This is a genomic window from Campylobacter concisus (genome assembly GCF_902460575.1).
Lineage (GTDB): Bacteria > Campylobacterota > Campylobacteria > Campylobacterales > Campylobacteraceae > Campylobacter_A > Campylobacter_A concisus_AW.
In genome coordinates this window covers 1-19383 of sequence record NZ_CABPUY010000004.1, presented here as the reverse complement: position 1 = coordinate 19383, position 19383 = coordinate 1, and the positions used below count along the sequence as shown (strand labels likewise).

The following is a 19383-nucleotide window of genomic DNA, read 5'->3' as shown; positions in this document are numbered from 1 at the left end:
GCTCCATCTCTTTAAATCCCTCTTGGTTTTTATGCTCCACATCATTTAGCTTATATATGCAAACGGCAAGGTTGTCTGCTTGATTAAGGGCTGATTTTACATGCAGTCTTATGTGAGCGCTATTTAAATTTGGATTTAGCACTGCTGGATTATCGTTTTCAGATGCAGGACTACCTATGCTATGAGCTAGCTTTATCCTGTTTTCTTTTTTGATACATCTTAGCGGTGAGCTGGTGTTGCTTAGGCACGCTGGCACTAGGTCTTGCATAACAGCATAGTGGTTATTCATACTTTTTAGACTAAGAGCTGCTCTTGGCACGTATGCTACCTTTGTGCAAGGATTATGTGCTGAGCAGCCAACTATCGGCAAGTTGATAAAATCAACATCAAGTATCACACCTTGATCATCTGATCTTATACTTTTGCCCGCTCTACTTTTTAAGATCACATGGCCGCCATGTGGGCAAACTACCACGTCATCTTCTATTATTGGATTAGCAAATGCAGTGCCCCCAGCACTTACCACGCTACTTCTCTTTTCTAAATTTAGCCTCTCATTTGCCTTTTCAAGCGACTCTTTGGTCTCTTTGTTTGTTGGTTTTAGGTCTATATTTAGGCTTTTGTTTAGTAAAGAGTAGTTTAGTATGCTAGCCTGTGAGTTTTTATATGTAACACTTAGTCTTCCCTTATCTTTTTCCTCGTCCCTTGGCTGATGAGTGAAGCTTAGCGGGTTAGAATTTGACCCGTCCCCGTCTTCTTCTTTTTTAAAGTATAGTGGATAGTCTGATTGCTCTGTGGCGGTGTTTAGGAGCATAGAGCCTAGATATACCCTTTGCTCCATACTTTTACTATCTAGTTTAAATATATCATTTAAGACAGCCACATCTATGATGCTTTTATCTTCAGCACTTACACTAAGAGTGTTTTCTTTTTTATGAAAGATATCTCCAAAGCTCTCATTTGCAAGAGCTCTTATATCCTCAGTTGCTAGTTTGTTATTGCGTGCTACATCGTTGTTGCTTAAGGTTGATGGCTTATGCGCTATAACTATCGCTTCATCGCTAGAGCTTACATCACTAGAGCTAACGCTAGCTAGGAAATTCTCGTTCTCTTCAAGTTTTTTGTAGCTAGTGTATCTTAGGTTTATTATGCTTTTTAGTATCTCTATCCTATCTTTTACATACGTAGTAGCAAGCTTTATATCTACCTTGTCATCACACAGGGTTGTTATGCTCTTATAGATGTTTTTGTTATAAGCGAAGTATTTGCCTAGTTCCTCTTTTTCTATCTTCTTATCAAAGACAAATAAATTTAAAGCACATATCGCCACTAGCATATCTATATCGCCAGCTCTAGCACTACTTACTATCTGAGGGGCATTTAGCTTTTCTATATCCTTAGCATCTAGTATCTTAACCAAATGAGCCTCTTTGTCGCTATTCTTATCTATATTTTTACCTAAATTCTCGATGATATATCCAACCATATCTTGTTTAAATTTATCATCGCTAAATTTCCCTTGCTCATAAAAGAGGTTTAGATAAGCATAGAAGATATATAAAGGTGTATCAAGCATCGAAGTATTGCTTATACTATCTATATCCACATCTAAATTTAGCTTCATCCTTATACATCTTAGTTTAAATTTAAGTGACTGTATATACTCATTTAGGTAGTCTAGAGCACTTGCTATATCCTTACCCTCTATCTTGCTTTCGTTTTCTTTATGTTCTAAGAGGTAGCACATCAAGTATAGGACCATCACACTATCTTTTAGTGAATGCGACCTTACTAATATATTGATCAAATGCCTATTATCTGTGTTTTTATACTCTATCTCATCAGCCATACCAACACCTAGTTTAAACCCAAGATCAGATATAGCAGAAAGCGTAGGCTCCCATAACATATGCCAATCTCTTTCATAGCCATCCCCATCTTTACTGATATGCTGCTTTACACTTTCTATATGATGTATCTCTATGCCTAGATCATCACCCTTGCTAGCCTTTTTTATATTCAGATTTGTATCTTTATTTGAGAGAGTCCTGCAAGCCTCATCGTTCTTCTCAACTGCACTTACGCACTCTTTCACCGTGCTCTTGTCATCTTTAAAACCAAGCATACTTTTTATCTTATTAAAAGCAGAATTTACTAGCTTTCCTATAAAACCATCTGGGTCGATAAGTCTTGCTACATACTTTGCCCCTCTTACTATGCCCTTAGCTATAAGACTAAGAAACCTTACGACCCAAGTAAAAGCTGAGCCAATTATCCCACCATAAATTCCTGGAGCATTATAGGTATATAGCTCTTTTACTCCGCTATCTTTAAATGTAACAGCATATATCTGCGCTAGGTGACCGCCTAGCGAGTGACCTGATAGGATGACCTCCTTAGGACTACTAGAAGCTTGCTCTTGGTTTAAATTTAAAGAGCTTTTATCCCCACCATCTAAATTATTTAAATTTGAGCTATGAGAATTTATAGCTTCAACCATACTTGATTGAAGTGATGTTAGTGCAGATATCTGCATAAGGGCCCTAGAGGTAATAGCCATAAAAAGATCGTCAACAAAGTCGTTTCCCTTCATCTCAGTTCCTCTAAAGCCTATGATATAGTTTGACTTAGCACTATCATAAAACACTGTCGAGCTAAAGCCTGATTTTTGGTTTGGTATGTGTTTTACTAGCTCGTAGCGATTGACAAAGAGCTTTGTGCGAGGGGAGAGGTCTTCTTTTTTGTAAAAGATATAAGGGTCTCCAGCTACTTGCCCATTTTTATCCACTGGAAAGTCGATAAAGCTACTTATATCGTTGCCCAAAGCAATATTTTTTTTACTATCTGGCTTTATTAGTTTTTTGTCTGCTAAAAAGTTAGCTTCTATTGCCAAAGCATATGCAGTAGGTTCACCTAGTTTTCTATTGTTTGCTTGTGCTGTATCAGTTTCATTATTTTCATTTATTGTATCACCTATTGTTATGTCATCTGCATATCTCCACACAGGATTATCAATTTCTTCTTTTTTACACGAATTTATTGTATTTTCTGACAAATTTTCCAACCCATGCTTTTTTGATAATCTATCTAGCTCTCCTTCTTCATTCTCAAAAATGTTATGAAGCATTGCATAACTTGCATCAGCGATATCTATATAGTCTTTAAAGCAGTTTATTAGTTCTTTACTGGTCTTATTTGATTTCATAATAGGCCCTTTTTATTTTTCTACTTTTATAAATTTGCCATTTATTATATGAAATTCACTTCTGCTTGTTCTAGTGACAAAGTTTTGTTTGCTAAGTTTAACACCATGTCCCTCATCTCCAAATAAGCCATATTTTGTTTTTACATATGTGTAAGAAGCTCTTACTGTTATAGGTATAACTACCCCATTGTCTTCATATAGATAAAACATTAATAACTCTGGTTTTTGCTTATTAAAATCATCCCCTATAAATTCTTTTATTTTATTTATATAAGTTTCAGGCATTTCAGCTTTTTTGCCAGTTTGGTTTTCATAATCTATCCAGCGTGTGTAGTATTTTTTACCGTTCGAGAGAGTTTGTTGCATTTTAGGATTGTCATAAAATTCTAGCTTTAAGATTTCTCTCATTTTTTTATTTCTCTCATTTTTATTAGGTATCGTCTTTATTCTTTCTAAAATTTCTTTTCTCTTGTTATCTCTTATTTGCTCTTGTTTTTCTATCTCTTTCTCAAATTTCTCATTAAACACATAAACCCCACCATATTTACTAGCTAAATTTTCTAGTTCAGAGTTGCTTATCTTATTGCTTGCTTGGTTTGCAGAGCAGGCTATTAAAAATATGCTTGTTAGTAGTAGAAGTATAATGCCTATAAATTTCATCCTATATCCTTTTAGAAGATTTATTTTGGGTATTTTATTGTCTTTGAAATTATAATATTATTAATTTATTACACGCTCAATAATACTCACCGTTCTTATGATCTCTGCTATGATTTTATTATTAGTAAATACAATTTACATATGAGAAGATAGGCAGAGAAACTAGCTGCATCGAAAAAAAATTATTACACAATACTTAATTAAAGATGCTGTTAGTACTTAAACATCAGAATGCCTGCGAACATAGGTTATTCTTTTTTATTATTTATACTTTATTATTTATCTAATAAATCAAGAGCAATTTTTAGATCCTCTTTAAATTTATCTCTTAAACTTTTTGGCTCTAATATCTCAATATCTGGGAGCCATCGTTTTATAAAAGGTAAAATTTCTATATCCTGAGTAAAATCTATACTAAACGCAACACTGCCATCCTCTAAAGCCTTTTCAAATCTTTGAGATGGGAAAAAACTCTTCATGCCTTTACGAAAATATATAGCTACCTTAGGAGAGGCTTTAAGTAGGGCTCTTTGTGGCGTATTTGATGGCAAGCTCATGGCATTTTGTATTTTATTAAAACACGTTTTGTACTTTGACAAAATCTTTTTTTGATAGTTTTTTGAACTTTTGGTTAAAGATACTATAAAAGCCACCCTTAAAAGCCTAAAATTTTCGTTAGCATCCTCTATAGCCAAATACCAATTTCCATCAGTAAAGACTATTTTTAGGCATTTTGCATCGGTTAAATTCTCGACTTCGCCGATATATTTATACTTAATGTCTCGGTATTCTCTGTTTGCAACTGCATTACGAAGCTCGCTCAAATACCTTTTGCTAGGCTCATCTTGTAAATTTTCTAAAGGATTTGTCTTAAATAAAAATATATCAGAATCTTCTTGTAGCTGTCTAGATACCTCTTTTTCATATTTATCTAAATCATTCAATAAGCTAGGGTCGTTTTCGTTTAGTAAAGTGATTAGCCAGCCTAGATTATCGCTATTTTTTAAAAGGTACTCTAAAACGATGACTATGTCTTTATTCTTATCAGCTACTCTTAATACACCCATAGGTCTTTTGGCATTTTTCACAAGCTTATTTTCTATTATAAATGAATTTGGGAATAAAATTTTGATCTCTTCTATATATCTTCTTAGCGTTCTTTCTTGTATGCCAAATTCATCTAAAAGCTCTGTGTCCGATGGATAAATTTCTCGTTTTTTTACTAATTTTTTTAAAATTTCAAAAATAATTAATGTTTTATTGTTTAACTCTGCCATTATAAATCCTCATATTCTCTAAATCTTGCATGTTTAAATTCTCGTTTTGTTACAACTTTTCCGTTTTCTATATATTCACTTACTATGCGTTTTGTAGTCGCATATACGACGTTTAAACCCATATTTTTTGCAAATTTTATCATATTATATGTTGCTCCAAAGTCACCTTGAACTAACAGCACATCGCCAGCACTAGCCTGCTGCGTAAGTCTATCTTTGTAGATATTTATGATATTTAGTACACTTTTTTCAAACGGATCTATGTCACTCCACTTTGCATCAGCTATATTTACAAATTTCTCAATTTTTAAATTATCTCTCGCATCCTCCTCTTGTTCTGGTGTTAGAGTGTGATTCATTAAAATAAAAAGAGTTTTCATTTTTTATTTCCCAGTATGTTTTGCACTATACAAAATGAGTTATATTTGTCTAACAATTTTGTGAGCTCTTTTTTTGAATCTTCTATTTTTTCACTTGCATTACCGTGAGCTAGATTATTTCTTAGTTTTTCGGCCTCTTTTATAAAATCTCTAAAATTACCAAGGGTTCTTATGCTCTCCAGCTTATTTTTTATATCATAGTATGCCGCACCACTTTTTTTTAGGTACTTTTCATCTCTTAATTCCATCCATTTTACAAAAGTTCTAGACTCGTGTGTTAGATCATAGGCATTGAAATTTTTACTTTTTCTAAAGGCATCAATGTGCATTTTTATATTATTGCCAAAACATTCAAAGCTTTCTGCACAGTAATACCCAATAGCTTCAAATAACAGGGTTATAGAATTTAATAAGTACCCTTTCGAGCTTAATAACCTAGACATTCTATAAAATTTCATAGAATCCTTTTGTTTGCCTATGTCTTGAAGCTCTTTTATATGTTGCTGTATGTCATTAAGGCTACTTTTAAATGTTTCGATCTGCTCATTTTTTAAAATCAACTCTATATTATTTAAAATTTTATCAGTATCGTTACTAAGTGCTTTTAATGAATTAGATAGTATATGATTTGAAATAGTTGATAACTGGCTTGCAAGATCACGAAAATTTTTATTTTTAAATTTAGGGACTAAAGCTACTGTGTAATTGCGATTAAAACTTTCAAGTATATATGAAATATTTGCAAGCTCCAGATACTCTTTTAGGTCTATTATCTCATACTCTTTTCTAGGGGTTATCTCTTTTGCAAAAAATATATGTTTAATTTTGTCTGTATTATTTAAGCTTTGAGAGATAAGTGAAATAGTTGCTAAGATCGGGATATGTCTAAATCCATGAGTTAGGTCTATTATGTATTCTTTATCACCTGATGTTGCATTATTGATGATACGTAAAATATCATAAAAATTTTTTTCATCTTCTATTAAATTTTCATTATTAAATATCTCATCATAACTATTTCCTAGCTCATCTTTTAAAACTTTAGACTGAATCTTTAGAGCTGTTTCTGTAAAAATTGGCACAATACCTTTTGCATCAAAATTGTCTATCAATAGAGGGAGCATATTTACATACCTCTCTCTTTTTAAAGAGTATAGCTCTTTTAGTTTGTTGTCATATCTATAAATAGGTACGTCATGATCTTCTGCTTTTTTTATAGTTCCCAAAAATGTTACGACCTTCATATCTCACTCCTCATTTTTTATATAAGTTAAATCATAGTGTCTAACACTATAATCATTTGTAGAAACATACTGTAAATGCCTATCATTTGGTATCGCAAACATTGCTCCAGCTATGGCTATTACTTTTTGGCCACCAGTAACGTCAAATACGATATCATCCTCTTTAAAGCCCTCTTTTTTAAGCTCTTCATATGTATTTTCTAAAAAATCATAGACATTTTTAGCTTTTTCAAAGTCACCAGCACTCTTTATCTCTGTAATTTTTGCAATCTTGTTACCAAAAATATTTTGCACACATTTTAAAAATTTATCCTTATCATTAAAGGACTGATCAGAGCAAGCGATGACTAACTTTGTGAGCCTATTTTTATGGTAGTCGATCGCAGTAAGAGGCATAAAATAGTTGTTAGATTTAAAGTCTTCAAGGCTTTTAAATTTTTCCAACTTTTCTTCTTCACTTGAATTCGGACTTAAAAATAGCACCAATGCTTTTGCTTTTTTAGGTTCGTTATTTATGCTTATCTCTACATTAGCAACATTTTTTGGGATTATTTGCTTAACTAGCAAAAATATTGCGATCGAGCCTAAAATTTGAACTAGCATAGTTCCATCTTTTGTGCTCCAACTAAAAATTTCTCCTCCAAAAATTTTATCTAACAATGTAGACATACCATCAGGTAGCCATGCAAAAAAGACAGCCACTCCAGTTATTATCAAAAACGCCTTAACTCCCAAAAGCGAGCTTCCTAGAAGCGAAACAATTATTTTTTGAAGTTCTCTGTTTTGGTACTTGTTCATTTTTTACCTTTATTAAAATTAATAAGTTTGAATTTTATTTAAATTCATATTTCATTTACTTAAAAAGAGTTAAGGCTTGCAAATTTAGTTAAAAATATTTCTAAAAAGAAATATTTAGCCAAAGCATACGCCTTGGCTACTATGAACTAAAATTTCGCCGTGATACCCAAAGTCACTATAGGTTGTCCCTTTTTTAGGTCGCTACCATCTAGTCTTTGGCTTTGATAGCCGCCATATATATTAAGGTTTGCCCCTTTTGTGACGCTTATAGATATAGGCACTCCAAAGCCGTATGTAGAGCCTTTGATATTTTTGATGGCATATAGATCATACTGAGTTTTATCGTAAGATCCACTCACACCGACACTTAGCCACTCAGCAACTCTATAACCATATGTTGCTTGCACGCCGTATTCTCGCCAGTTTTTAAGATCACTGCCGATGTTGCCAGTAACAAGGCCGTATTTGTAGTTTGTCTCAAGTGCTACAAACTGATTTTCAGATAGCTTTTGAGACCAGCCAAGTCCGCCACCTATCTCGAGAAATCTATGCACATCCTTGCTTCTAACGCCAGCATGACCTGCTAAGCGGAAGTATAGCTCGCCATTAACAGCTTGCACTAAGCCATATTTGCCATCAAAGCCAAGAGCAAAAGAGGAAGCGCCCCATATGTCAGTACCTTTATAGTAAGTATCTAACGCGATGGCAACTTTGTCGTGATTAGTAGGTGCTATATTAGCTAGATTAGCAGCCTCACTAGCAAAAGCAGAGCTTACAACTCCTGCAACCATTAAAGATAATGCGATCTTTTTCATAAAAACTCCTTAATTTTTTTATTGACGCTTTAGCATCAACTTCGGAGGCAATTATAAAAAGTTTCGTTGTCATATATAGTCAATTTAGCGATTATTTTTTTATATACCAACTAAAAAATAACTAAAATAAAATGTATCTATGAATTAATGCCCGAGAACTATGCTCGATAGATATGTCTATTTCAATCCCCTAGATCGGGGAAATTTGTATCAGATAAATGCCGAAAGAAGCGCACGTGCCAAAGTAGAAGTAGTTTTTATAAAAATTGAGTTTCAATCCCCTAGATCGGGGAAATTTGTATCAGATACTTCACCAGAAGCTAAAGCTAAGTGGTATAAGGCTAACTAGTTTCAATCCCCTAGATCGGGGAAATTTGTATCTAATATAATGAAAAAGGTTTTAGTTAGCAGCTTACTAGTTGCGTTTCAATCCCCTAGATCGGGGGAATTTGTATCTAATGCGATTATGAAAAAGATTATCAGTTTTACGCTGAGAATTGCGTTTCAATCCCCTAGATCGGGGAAATTTGTATCAGATGTCCCAAAAAGATGCCTTCAGCAGAGCAAACGATATAATGTTTCAATCCCCTAGATCGGGGGAATTTGTATCTAATTAGGTGCAGCTTTTGCTGCTGGAGAATTTGACAACGTAAATAAGTTTCAATCCCCTAGATCGGGGAAATTTGTATCAGATCTCGTGCTAGTTGATTATTTCTATTTTTTTCCTGCTTTTAGGCTTCAATCCCTTAGACTGGGGAAATTTGTATCAGATTAGAGAGTTTCTTTGATAAACAATCTGAAGAGATAAATACGTTTCAATCCCCTAGATCGGGGAAATTTGTCCAACGAGGGAATTTTTCACATTAGAAACTATCGTTTCAATCCCCTAGATCGGTGAAATTTGTATCTAATGCAAATGAAAAACGGCGTTTTTGTGATATGTGGGCGAGTTTCAATCCCCTAGATCGGGGAATTTATATCGAATTGCCAAAATGCAATACCCAGACGGTAAAAAGCCGTTTTGGTAGTTTCAATCCCCTAGATCGGGGAAATTTGTATCAGATTACAAAGCCAGTGCCACGCTTAGAGTTTATCAAGGTAAGCGAGGGGTTTCAATCCCCTAGATCGGGGAAATTTGTATCGGATGCGTTATTTATGAGCGTGAAGCATATAAAAATGCTTTTTCAGGTTTCAATCCCCTAGATCGGGGAAATTTGTATCTAATATTTAATCTAGATGGAGAAGGTTTTATAGAAGACAAACTGTTTCAATCCCCTAGATCGGGGAAATTTGTATCTAATAAACAACTATGATGAATTTATATACCAAAAAACGGTTGTTTCAATCCCCTAGATCGGGGAAATTTGTATCTAATTTTTCAACCACTCTTCTTTAATATCTTCTAGCCTATATTCGTTTCAATCCCCTAGATCGGGGAAATTTGTATCTAATTGCCGTGTTTTACAGACAGTAAAAGAATATGTCCTGTATGGTTTCAATCCCCTAGGTCGGGGAAATTTGTATCTAATCCAGAAGTTGTTAGTTATGATGGTAAGGGCTCTGTTTATACGTTTCAATCCCCTAGATCGGGGAAATTTGTATCTAATCAAAATTTTTTACAAAGGAGAAAAAATGAACAAAGAATTGGTTTCAATCCCCTAGATCGGGGAAATTTGTATCTAATTTTGCAGGAACGCTTTTTTTATCCTAGGACATATTCTAGGATTGTTTCAATCCCCTAGATCGGGGAAATTTGTATCTAATAGCCCAAAAAACGATTGTAAATTAACAATGAGTTTTAAAAGAACTACTCTCTGCCGGCATTATATCACAAATGGCAAAATGTTCGAAAATGTGGCTAAAAAAATTTTTTAAATTCGCACTCTTTTACTTATAGATAGCTTAAGATAGCGAATTTAAGGGCGTTTATGCTCTCTACGCTTTGGGCGATCTCTGGCTTTTTAGACGAGGCTGTGAGTTTTGCCAAAATGCGTGCAAATTTATCCTCGCCTATGCTTAGCTCATGAGCTTTGAAATTTACGCCAAGAAAGGTAAATTCGCTATCTTTGTCGTGTAAAGATGTTTTGGCTTCGTTTAGGGATAAATTTATGGTCGCTAAAAAGTCCTTTAGTCTGGCAAGCCCTTGCTCGCAGGCTTCACGTGAGCTAAAAAATAGAACAAAATCATCTGCGTATCTTACAAACTCTATACTGCTATGCTCAAGAAATTTATCCATTTGATCTAAATAGATGTTTGAAAGAAGTGGGCTTAAAACGTCGCCTTGATGGACGCCTTTTGTGTGAGAGGTGTAGTCAAAATGCTCGAAAATGCCATTTTTTATCCAAAGCTCGATGAGCCTAATGATGCGTGTGTCTTTGATATTTGAGCGTAAAATTTCAAGTAGTTTTTCGTGGTTTATGTTTTCAAAAAAGTCTTTTATGTCGGTTTTTAAGACAAAGTCGTGCGTCAAGCAAAAATCTCTGGCTCGAAAGATGGCGTTTGAGTATGATTTGCCACTTCGGTAGGCGTAGGAGCGGTTTGAAAAGCTCTTGTCAAAATAGCTTGAAAGCTCGCTAATAAGGATATTTTGTGCAAATTTATCTTTTAAAGATGGGATGGCTAGTTTGCGAAGCTCGTCTTTGTTCTCTTTGGGGATAAAGGCTCGTTTTAAGGGCTGGGGCGAATAAGAGAGCGTGAAAATCTCATCTTTAAGCTCGGCGTAAAATGCCTCTGAGCAGATATCCTCTATGCTAAGCCCGTCAAGCCCTAATGCTGTGTGTTTGAGCCTTTTTAATGCGTACTCAAATGAGCTTTTTGTAAAAATATCCTCTAAATTTAGATCAAACATAGGCTATCCTTTTAGTGCTTTAGTGCTTGGTGCAAAAGCTAGCCAGTGCCGCTTATGAAAGGCTAGATCTGCGTCACATCTATCTTACCTAGTCCAAAAACGGTGCTTTTGCCAACGCCTGTGATAGTGGCTAGCTGTAAAAGCCCTGCTGAGCGCTCATCAAGGCCATAAACTCGCATCTTGCCTATAACGCCACCAAATTGCATCTTGGTGTGCTGGCGGTTTGAGTAGCGCTCAAGGTCGTAAAAGCTAAGCTCCTGCTCGAAACGCTCAAATTTAACTTCAAATTTATCCATCTGCGTGCCTGAAATGCCATCAAATCGCATGGCGATCTGGCGGATAAATAACCTAAAATCTATCTCACTTTTAACAAGGGTGTTCTTTTGTTTTATGCGAAGTGGGGTTTGAAGGCGGATCTCGTAGTCGCCTGCGGTGAAATTTGGCGTGAAATTTAGAGTTTCTGGCTCGGAGTTTAGTAAAAATTTAGTTTCAACCATTTTGCCATTTAGCGCGAAGTGGCTGAGCTTAAATTTATCTCTACTTGCGCCAAGGCCGATATCTTGCATATTTTTAACAGCGATAGCTACATAAGGCAGGTAGCTAACGGCATGCTCGAAAAGTAGAATTTTAAAGTCAAAGCTCGTTTGGTCAAGCTCGATATCTAGCCTAAAATTTGGCGTATCAGAGATATTTTCAAAAAATTCATCATAAATACAGCTACCAGAAATGTCGCATGTGCCGCACTCTTGGCTAACGAAAGGGCAGCTTGCGTACCTTAGTGCGTGTCCGAAGGTGCCTCTAATAGTAGAGCCTATAAATGAGTAGGTGGGCTTTAAATTTGTGCCGCAAACGGCTAACTCTAAATACTTTAGCATGGTTGCCTTTGAGAGATTTTTAAAATTATACTCTAAAAGAAGTTTTAGTTAGCTGGGGCACGCAAAATGGGCACTTAAATGTCAGCATTTGACGATGCTAATTTGTAAGATTTCGCCTATTTGATAAAAATAAATTTAAAGGATAAAAAATGCAAAAGAGAGATCAAAATATATTGTCTCACATAAGGCGAGAAATTTCTCTCTCGACAAGGGTCAAAAAAGATAAAAGTAAGTATAGCAGGAAGCTAAAACATAAGTGCGCGGTGGGTTTTTAGTAAATTTATCATTTGCGACACAACCTGTCACGCCACTAGGTTAAATTTTCATCGTAAATCAAATCAAAGGAGCATAGATGTTAAGATATATCATAGGTGGCGTGGCGCTTGGGGCTATTGGTTTTGGGCTTGGTAAATATTTTAGTGAGAGCGGGCATTATTGCGATTATTTAAATCAATCTAGCCAAAACCCAAATGGCGAGATAGATAAAAGCGCCTTGCAAGATAAATTTTTAGAAATTTATGCAGGTATAGAAAATTTACAAAGAGCACTGCCTGCTATACTTGAAGAAAGTGGCCTTAGGAAATTTATAGGTGCTGAAAATGCCAAAGTCATAGAATTTAGTGAATATGACGAAAAGTATAAATTTGCCCTAATCTGCTTAGTAAATAACAGCAAAAGAGATACTAGCTTTTTAGATAGCCTAAGCAACGTCTTAAACAATATCTTGCTAAAGATAACGCAAAAAAGGGATGATACAAAAGAGGATGATAGCTTTTTAAAAGTAGATGCGCATCAAGCGGGACTTATATACGCGTTAGTTGAAGCAAACAATAAATTTGTAACCATGCTTCGCCAGATAAATGAGATGAAAGATATCGATGTGGTTTTAGATATTTTGCATGAGTGGATAGAAATTTATGAGAATGACTACTTCAAAAAGGCCTTTGCGTGAGAGGTTTTAATATCAAGCTCTTTTTTCACATTTTGCAAGAAATGGCTCAAATCCTTTTGAGGATATCAATCAAAAAGAGGCTGGGACGGGCAAAATGAGCACTAATGATAAATTTTTAAGAGCAAAAGCTTTTGGCAAGTCTTATGAGCTAGATCAAATTATGAATAAACTTTCTATTGTGCTTTTTAAAGATGAGTTTATCACAAGAAATATCATTGAATTTAGCGCTCAAGGATTGGATATTTATAGGTTTGTAAAAACTGATGATGATTTACAAATTTTAAGCGATCTTTCGTTTATGCTTAGATATATGCTCACAAATATGGCTGGTGAGCAGGCCAAAGATAAAGAGGAGCTTAAAGATTTGTTTTTTACAGCTAGTATTTTGCTAAAGGGTGCCAGCTCCATACAAGAGCTAGCCTATACTTTTAAAGATGTAGCTAGGTTTTATAAAAACTACTATGGCGGAAAGAGTGCATAGTGGTAAAAAGGCAAATCCAGTTGTTTATGAATTTATTACTATTTAATTTTTATTAAACTTTTAGAGTGGTTTGACGATATAAAAGAGTTTAATCACTACACAAGGAGATACAATGAATAACGTAAATACATATATTAAAGAAAATGCATATATGATTTCAAAAAGTTGGGCTGAAAGGGATTCTAGGGAAACAAATAATGAAATCATTGAAAAAACTTCTAGTTTTTTTGATAAGATCGTCAATAAAATCGAAAACACACTAAGTGACGCAGTCAATAGTAAAGTATTAATAGCTCCGATAGATAAAAAATGTCTTGACAATGCTTCTAAAGCATTTAATTGTGACGACTTTAGCTCTATAATTGCCATATTTGATCATACATTATCTAATTCATGTGATGAAGGGCTTTTGTTTACTGGTACCAGGATGATACAAAAGACTATGCTGTCAGATCCAGTTGTTTTTATATATGAAAATATGCAAAGTGCAGAGTATGGACAAAAATGCGAAATAGATAAAAACGGCGAACAAAAACTTGACTATGAGTATGTCGAAGTAAAATTTAAAAATCCAGAAGAAGAAAGTATTATTATAAAAGGCTTGCATGATTGTGATTATGAGTTTTTGGAAAAATTTATTAATAAAATTCTAGAACATGAAAATTTTAAAGATGAAAACCAACTGAAGATAATAGCTGATATGCCAGATCCTTTAAAAGTTGCATATTTGAAAGTAATTATAAATGCAGCATTATCAAATGATAATAAAATAGATGAAAAAGAATTTGCAGAAATATTTTTACTTATGGACAGGGTCGGACTAGAGGCTGGCAAAGAACCTAGATTTGAGGTCAGGGCTTATATGTCGGAAGCTTCTTTAGAGAACTTAACAGATATAAAAGATCTTTTAGAGGATATAAAGTCTAACTCAGATGGCTCACAGCTTAAGTCTATTATGATATCTCTAGTAAAAGATATAACAAATATTTATTTTACAGGCATAGATGAATTTAATGCTGTTAGCGCAAAAGATGTAAATTTTATTCAAAATAATAAGATGTTACTTGGACTGAACGATAATGATATTGAACTAGCTGTTGATACTATTAAACAAGACTATAGCATACTCTATAACAATCTTGATGATGACAAAATAAAATCCATAATGAAAGACTTATCGGCAAAGGCTACAAGTGTTGGTGTTCCACTTGGCGCAGTATATATATCTGGTTCTGTTCTTGGACTAAGTGCTGCTGGTATGACTTCTGGACTCGCAACCCTTGGTATGGGCGGCCTTCTAGGATTATCTTCTATGGCTACAGGTATAGGTGTTGCGATCTTAATGGGTGTAGGAGTATATCAAGGAGTTAGATATTTAACAGGCGCAAATCAAGTTAGTAACTACAAGCAAAGAGAAATTATGCTTCATGAAGCTATAAAACAAACTCAAAAAAGCATTTGTAATATTATAGAAGATATAAACTACATAGTATTAAAATTAAATGATGTAAAAGAAACTGATTCAAATAAGAATCAAAAGATTCAGCAGCTTGAAAAAATGATAAAGCAGTTTGTTGGTGCTGCTAAGAGTATGACACTTAAGCAAGATAGATACGAGAATAGCGCTAATAAATTACAATGTCCTGACTTGTTGGATGTTTCTAGGCTAAAAAGGTTAACTAGTGATCCGACCAATGAGCCTATGTTTAAACTAGTGATTAATAACTATGAGGAAGTAGAAGTAGTAAATGACGGTAATAAAGAGAAAGTAGTGAAACTTAAAGACAACATAGATACTCAAACACTAGAGAAAATGGCTGAGATATTTAATGCTGTTGGATATTTTGATGTAGGCAATATTTTAAAGGGTAAAGCACAGGACGGGCTCGATAAATTTACCGACTTTGCTAAAGGTATTTTAAGGTGAAAGAAAAACACTTAGTCGATGAAGCAAATGCCGTAATAGTCCAAAAACATCAGGTTTTAACTGTTACCAACAAATTAAATGAAATAAATAATAACCTAGATGATATAAAAAAATCACAAAGCGAGAGCGATGTTTTGCTTGATGAGCTCATGGGTCAAATGCAGGAATTACTAGAGAATACTAGTAGGAACAACGAGTTAGATGTAAACTTGGAAGCAGTAGAAAAAGAACTAGAACATGAGCTAGTTTATGATAGGGTTGCTGCAATAGACTCTTTGGAACAAATTGATTTTAATAAGAATATGTCGTGGCTTGATTATTTAAATTCTGTAGATGAGTATGCCAAAAAGTATAATCTAAATTTATCAGATGATCCATTTAGAAATTTAATGTCCAAAAGTCAGATTCTGGAACTTCAAAAGAGAATCAAAGAAGACTTTGCTTATAAAAACGCCAATTGCGATAAATATGACTATATGATAGCCGGCACTTGCGGCGTCATAGGCGGAATAATAGATGTGCTATTTGTTGGAAAGCCTGGCGAAAGTGATTTAGGAAATTTTGTAGACAAAAAAACAAATGATATAACAATGAAATTTGCTGAGATGTTGGGATGGGATAAAGAAAAGGCTAAGACAAAAGGAAGCAATGAACTAAAGAGCGCAATAGGTTTTTTGGAAAATAAATTTAAAATAAATTATGACCAATCTACTACAAGTGGCAAAAAAGGAACCGGTGGTTTGGTTGAAAATTTGAGTCCATCAAATCATCATTTAAAAAGCTTAGGGCATTCGCCTGATTTAATAGGTTTATTTTTTTCAATATTAAACCAATTTACAAATACATCAAGCTTTGTAAGTAATGGGCGACTTATAACAATTAAAACTGATACATTTGAGCTCCAAGGCGATAATTTTATTGCTAAGATTTTTTGTGGTTTTTGTAATTGGTTTGGGCACCTTATGTCTGACTGGACAGGTTCATCTGGTGCTGCTGGTAGAGGCAGCGGAATACCTATACCTTTTTATGAGCTAACACAATTAATGAATTTCGGTAGGTTTGGAGAAAAGCAACAGGAAACGTTTGCTGTAGTCTGTTCAAAGGTTTTTGAGCAAGGTTATGATTTAAGACACGGTATAGCCATGGCAATACCAGTTTTAATAACCGAGCTCCTTATAAGAGTTATGTATGCCTTAAAAGCAAGATTTTACCATGAAAAAGACTGGAAAGAATGCATACCAAATGCCAATATTCCGGAACTAAGGCGTATGTTATTAGTTGGGCACGGAACGCTTTGTGTGATAGATGTAGCAGATGCAGGCATACGCAGCGGGGGAAATATGGTGGAATTTTTGCTAAGAACAAATTTGATTGGATGGGTTAGGTTCGGATATTTAGGTTTAAAAGAGATAAATGCTTGGTATAACTTAGGCGAGATAGACCCTGAAAAAGTAGATGAATATATAGAAAAAGAACTCTATTTAATGATAAAGAATAATTAAAATCCGCATAATCTAGGATTAAAAATAAATAATGGCAAGAATTATAGACATAGCTTTAAATATTTTACTTTTCTACATTATCCTGTGTAATCCTAGGATCAAGCCATGCTTTATTTGTAGTATTATAAATAAGCTCATATCCTCTCCTTTTTAAATTTGACGAAAATTTACACTATGACCCTGACAGGTTGTGTCGCGATCTCTTTTTAGGATAAAATAACGAAAATTTTAAAAGGATTTAAGATGCACTCTCACGACAAGATAGCCTTTAGGCTCGCTCAAATTTTAATAAAGCTAAATGACGGAGCAAGACTTAGTATAGATGAGCTCACGGAGGAATTTAGTGTCAATAAAAGGACCATTCTAAGGGACTTTGAGCGCCTAAATATACTGCCCATAGAAAAAGCAAATGGCAAATACTTTTTGGCTGACTATGCACTTGGTAAGCTTAGCTATAAAGATATCCAGGCATTTGCAATACTTAGTGGAGTGAAGTCTTTGTTTCCGGATCTAGACGATAAATTTATCAGCGATGTCTTAAATGAGAAGCTAAACAAGGTCTATCTCATCAAAAATCAAGGCTTTGAGGATCTACAAATTTCAAGAGCCGAGTTTGAAGAGATAAGCGCTGCTATTATTAAAAATAAGATAGTTGAGTGCTCTTACAACGCTAAATTTAGATCACTAAAACCATACAAACTGATAAACAACAATGGCGTCTGGTACCTGCTAGCAGATGATAGTGGTAGGCTTAAAAATTTCACCCTTTCAAAGCTTGAAAATATAAAGATAAAAGAGAGCGCATTTAAGCCAAATGAAGAATTTACAAACCGCATCAAGCAAAACGACACAAACTGGTTTTCGGACGTAAAATTTGAAGTGACGCTAGAGATAAAAAGCGAGGCGATGAGCTACTTTAAAAGAAAGAAATTCTTGCCAAATTTTAAAATAATAAGCGAAGATAAAGACAAGATCATCCTAAGCACAGAGGTAGCCTACGACGATGAGATACTGCGCGTGGTCAAATACTGGCTGCCATTTATCAAGATAAAAGAGCCTGAGTATCTAAGGGTGAAATTTGAGAAATTGCTTGAAGAGTATCTAGAATGCAGTTGATAATTATGTAATATTTTTCGTTTATCTTTTTAAAGAAATACATGTTATTAATAAAACATTTTTATCTTTCTGATTAAAAATAAGGTCATTCATGGTCTATAATTTTAAGATATTTGTTTCGATTTCTAATATAGATACTAGCATTAAGTAATTTATAAGTATTACTATGTTATAGAACTAGAAATACCCTGATATATCGTGCTTCTGAAATAAAAGTCAAAAATTATTTACCACTTTAAACAACCTAGCCACCAAAATATCTTATAATACACGCAAATTTAAAAAATTTTAACTTAAAGGAGGTTAAGATGATTAAAGTCAGTTAAAAGCAGAAGCTCTATTTTAAGTATTTAAAAGAGAGCTTCTACATTAAGTTGGTGACACTCTTATTGTAATTGTTCTCTACTTTTAAACTACTTAAATAAAAACCTTATCAACAACTACTATATTAAAGCAATGGGCACACTATAGGTATGTCTATTTGGTGAGATAGCTATTACTGTCTCTTGATTTTTAAATGGCAAAAAGGAGAAAAAATGCCAAGTAAAAAAATGCTTTTAAATGATTTAAAGGCTATTAGAAAAAATAAAACAAAACAGGAGATTAAACAAGCATGTATTGAAGTCTTGTTTCCAAATGGAGAAAAGAGTATGAGGCAACAAATGTCAATCAACCCTCTGATGCATGCCATATTCTCGTACCCAAAGAATACAAAAAAGAAGATGAGGAGCTAAACAATGGCACTAATAACCAAGAGTAGCGATACAGCAGTTGCGGCAAATGCCGTAATTGCTATACAAGAACATATCGAAATGGGCAATAAGGCTAGTGAAAATATTAGAAATAATATTGAGCTTTTTAATAAAACTGCGGATAGCTTTGATAAAAGCTTTAAAGAAAAAATAGAGCTTATAGAGCAAGGAAGTGCTGAACTTATAAATGCAACAAAAGATATTCAAAACAACTTTAAAAATACTCTAAAAGGTGCAGACAAAACTATATCGAAGATCAACTCATCTTTTAGCTCTTTGATGAAGAAGATAGTATCTGCATTAATTGCCTTTGTATTTATAGAAGCGACCTTCTTTTTTGGCTACTTATTTTATGATAGCCATAAGACAAATGAAGCCGGATCTGCACTACAAAGCAAGTTAGATAAGGCACTTTATAACATGTCTAATCTTCAAGGCTTTATTATCCATATCTACAACCAAGATAGTCAAAAAGCTAGTGAAGATTTTACTAAATGGCTAAACAAAAATGGTGGTGGTAATGTTCAGTAGTAAGCAAATTTTTCTAATAG

17 protein-coding genes and 1 CRISPR repeat array are annotated in these 19383 nt (G+C 34.2%); of the genes, 8 read left to right on the top strand and 9 right to left on the bottom strand.

All coding sequences use genetic code 11. The annotated features are described in order from the left end of the window. From F3G76_RS10610 to cas6, 9 genes are all read right to left on the bottom strand, one after another. Positions 1–3205, bottom strand: a 3205-nt coding sequence (locus F3G76_RS10610) for an alpha/beta hydrolase family protein (RefSeq protein ID WP_188116583.1), incomplete at its 3' end; no start/stop codon positions are given. Positions 3206–3217: 12 nt separating this feature from the next. Further along, positions 3218–3865, bottom strand: coding sequence for a tRNA 2-selenouridine synthase (locus F3G76_RS09985; protein WP_149706628.1), 648 nt, complete (start codon positions 3863–3865; stop codon positions 3218–3220). Positions 3866–4140: 275 nt separating this feature from the next. Further along, positions 4141–5142, bottom strand: coding sequence for a helix-turn-helix transcriptional regulator (locus tag F3G76_RS09980; protein ID WP_188116315.1), 1002 nt, complete (start codon positions 5140–5142; stop codon positions 4141–4143). Beyond that, a complete protein-coding gene (gene csx20 / locus F3G76_RS09975; RefSeq protein ID WP_149706626.1) occupies positions 5142–5522 on the bottom strand; it encodes a CRISPR-associated protein Csx20 in 381 nt (126 codons plus the stop codon). The genes F3G76_RS09980 and csx20 overlap by 1 nt, the downstream gene beginning before the upstream one ends. Next, positions 5519–6766, bottom strand: a complete 1248-nt coding sequence (locus F3G76_RS09970; protein ID WP_149706625.1) for a TM1812 family CRISPR-associated protein — start codon at positions 6764–6766, stop codon at positions 5519–5521. Before F3G76_RS09970 ends, csx20 begins: the two co-directional genes overlap by 4 nt. 3 nt (positions 6767–6769) lie before the next feature. Beyond that, positions 6770–7564, bottom strand: a complete 795-nt coding sequence (locus F3G76_RS09965; RefSeq protein ID WP_149706624.1) for a hypothetical protein — start codon at positions 7562–7564, stop codon at positions 6770–6772. A 146-nt stretch (positions 7565–7710) separates the two neighbouring features. Further along, entirely contained in the window at positions 7711–8379 is a 669-nt protein-coding gene (locus tag F3G76_RS09960; RefSeq protein WP_149706623.1) for a PorV/PorQ family protein, read from the bottom strand. A gap of 1026 nt (positions 8380–9405) precedes the next feature. Continuing rightward, positions 9406–10143: a CRISPR direct-repeat array (repeat unit 37 nt; unit sequence GTTTCAATCCCCTAGATCGGGGAAATTTGTATCTAAT). A gap of 127 nt (positions 10144–10270) precedes the next feature. Further along, a complete protein-coding gene (locus tag F3G76_RS09955) occupies positions 10271–11227 on the bottom strand; it encodes a reverse transcriptase domain-containing protein (protein WP_149706622.1) in 957 nt (318 codons plus the stop codon). Between the two features lie 62 nt (positions 11228–11289). Further along, the gene (cas6, locus tag F3G76_RS09950) at positions 11290–12102 is read right to left on the bottom strand and encodes a CRISPR system precrRNA processing endoribonuclease RAMP protein Cas6 (protein ID WP_149706621.1); all 813 of its coding nucleotides are present in this window, start codon (positions 12100–12102) and stop codon (positions 11290–11292) included. A 149-nt stretch (positions 12103–12251) separates the two neighbouring features. Here cas6 and F3G76_RS10955 point away from each other — a divergent pair, with 149 nt between their 5' ends. The 8 genes from F3G76_RS10955 (at position 12252) to F3G76_RS09915 (ending at position 19363) form a co-directional block, all read left to right on the top strand. After that, entirely contained in the window at positions 12252–12377 is a 126-nt protein-coding gene (locus F3G76_RS10955; RefSeq protein ID WP_021087750.1) for a hypothetical protein, read from the top strand. 77 nt (positions 12378–12454) lie between these two features. Next, the gene (locus tag F3G76_RS09945; RefSeq protein WP_149706620.1) at positions 12455–13054 is read left to right on the top strand and encodes a hypothetical protein; all 600 of its coding nucleotides are present in this window, start codon (positions 12455–12457) and stop codon (positions 13052–13054) included. Positions 13055–13148: 94 nt separating this feature from the next. Further along, complete coding sequence (locus F3G76_RS09940) at positions 13149–13535, top strand: hypothetical protein (protein ID WP_149706619.1); 387 nt, start codon at positions 13149–13151, stop codon at positions 13533–13535. A gap of 112 nt (positions 13536–13647) precedes the next feature. After that, positions 13648–15462 carry a hypothetical protein gene (locus tag F3G76_RS09935; RefSeq protein ID WP_107850250.1) on the top strand — a complete coding sequence of 605 codons (1815 nt, stop codon included), beginning with the start codon at positions 13648–13650 and terminating at the stop codon, positions 15460–15462. Then, the gene (locus F3G76_RS09930; protein WP_107850249.1) at positions 15459–16964 is read left to right on the top strand and encodes a hypothetical protein; all 1506 of its coding nucleotides are present in this window, start codon (positions 15459–15461) and stop codon (positions 16962–16964) included. The genes F3G76_RS09935 and F3G76_RS09930 overlap by 4 nt, the downstream gene beginning before the upstream one ends. A gap of 243 nt (positions 16965–17207) precedes the next feature. Next, entirely contained in the window at positions 17208–18080 is an 873-nt protein-coding gene (locus F3G76_RS09925; protein WP_149706618.1) for a helix-turn-helix transcriptional regulator, read from the top strand. A gap of 536 nt (positions 18081–18616) precedes the next feature. Beyond that, positions 18617–18814, top strand: coding sequence for a hypothetical protein (locus tag F3G76_RS09920; RefSeq protein ID WP_188116314.1), 198 nt, complete (start codon positions 18617–18619; stop codon positions 18812–18814). A 3-nt stretch (positions 18815–18817) separates the two neighbouring features. Then, a complete protein-coding gene (locus F3G76_RS09915; RefSeq protein WP_149706617.1) occupies positions 18818–19363 on the top strand; it encodes a hypothetical protein in 546 nt (181 codons plus the stop codon). Positions 19364–19383 lie beyond the last annotated feature (20 nt).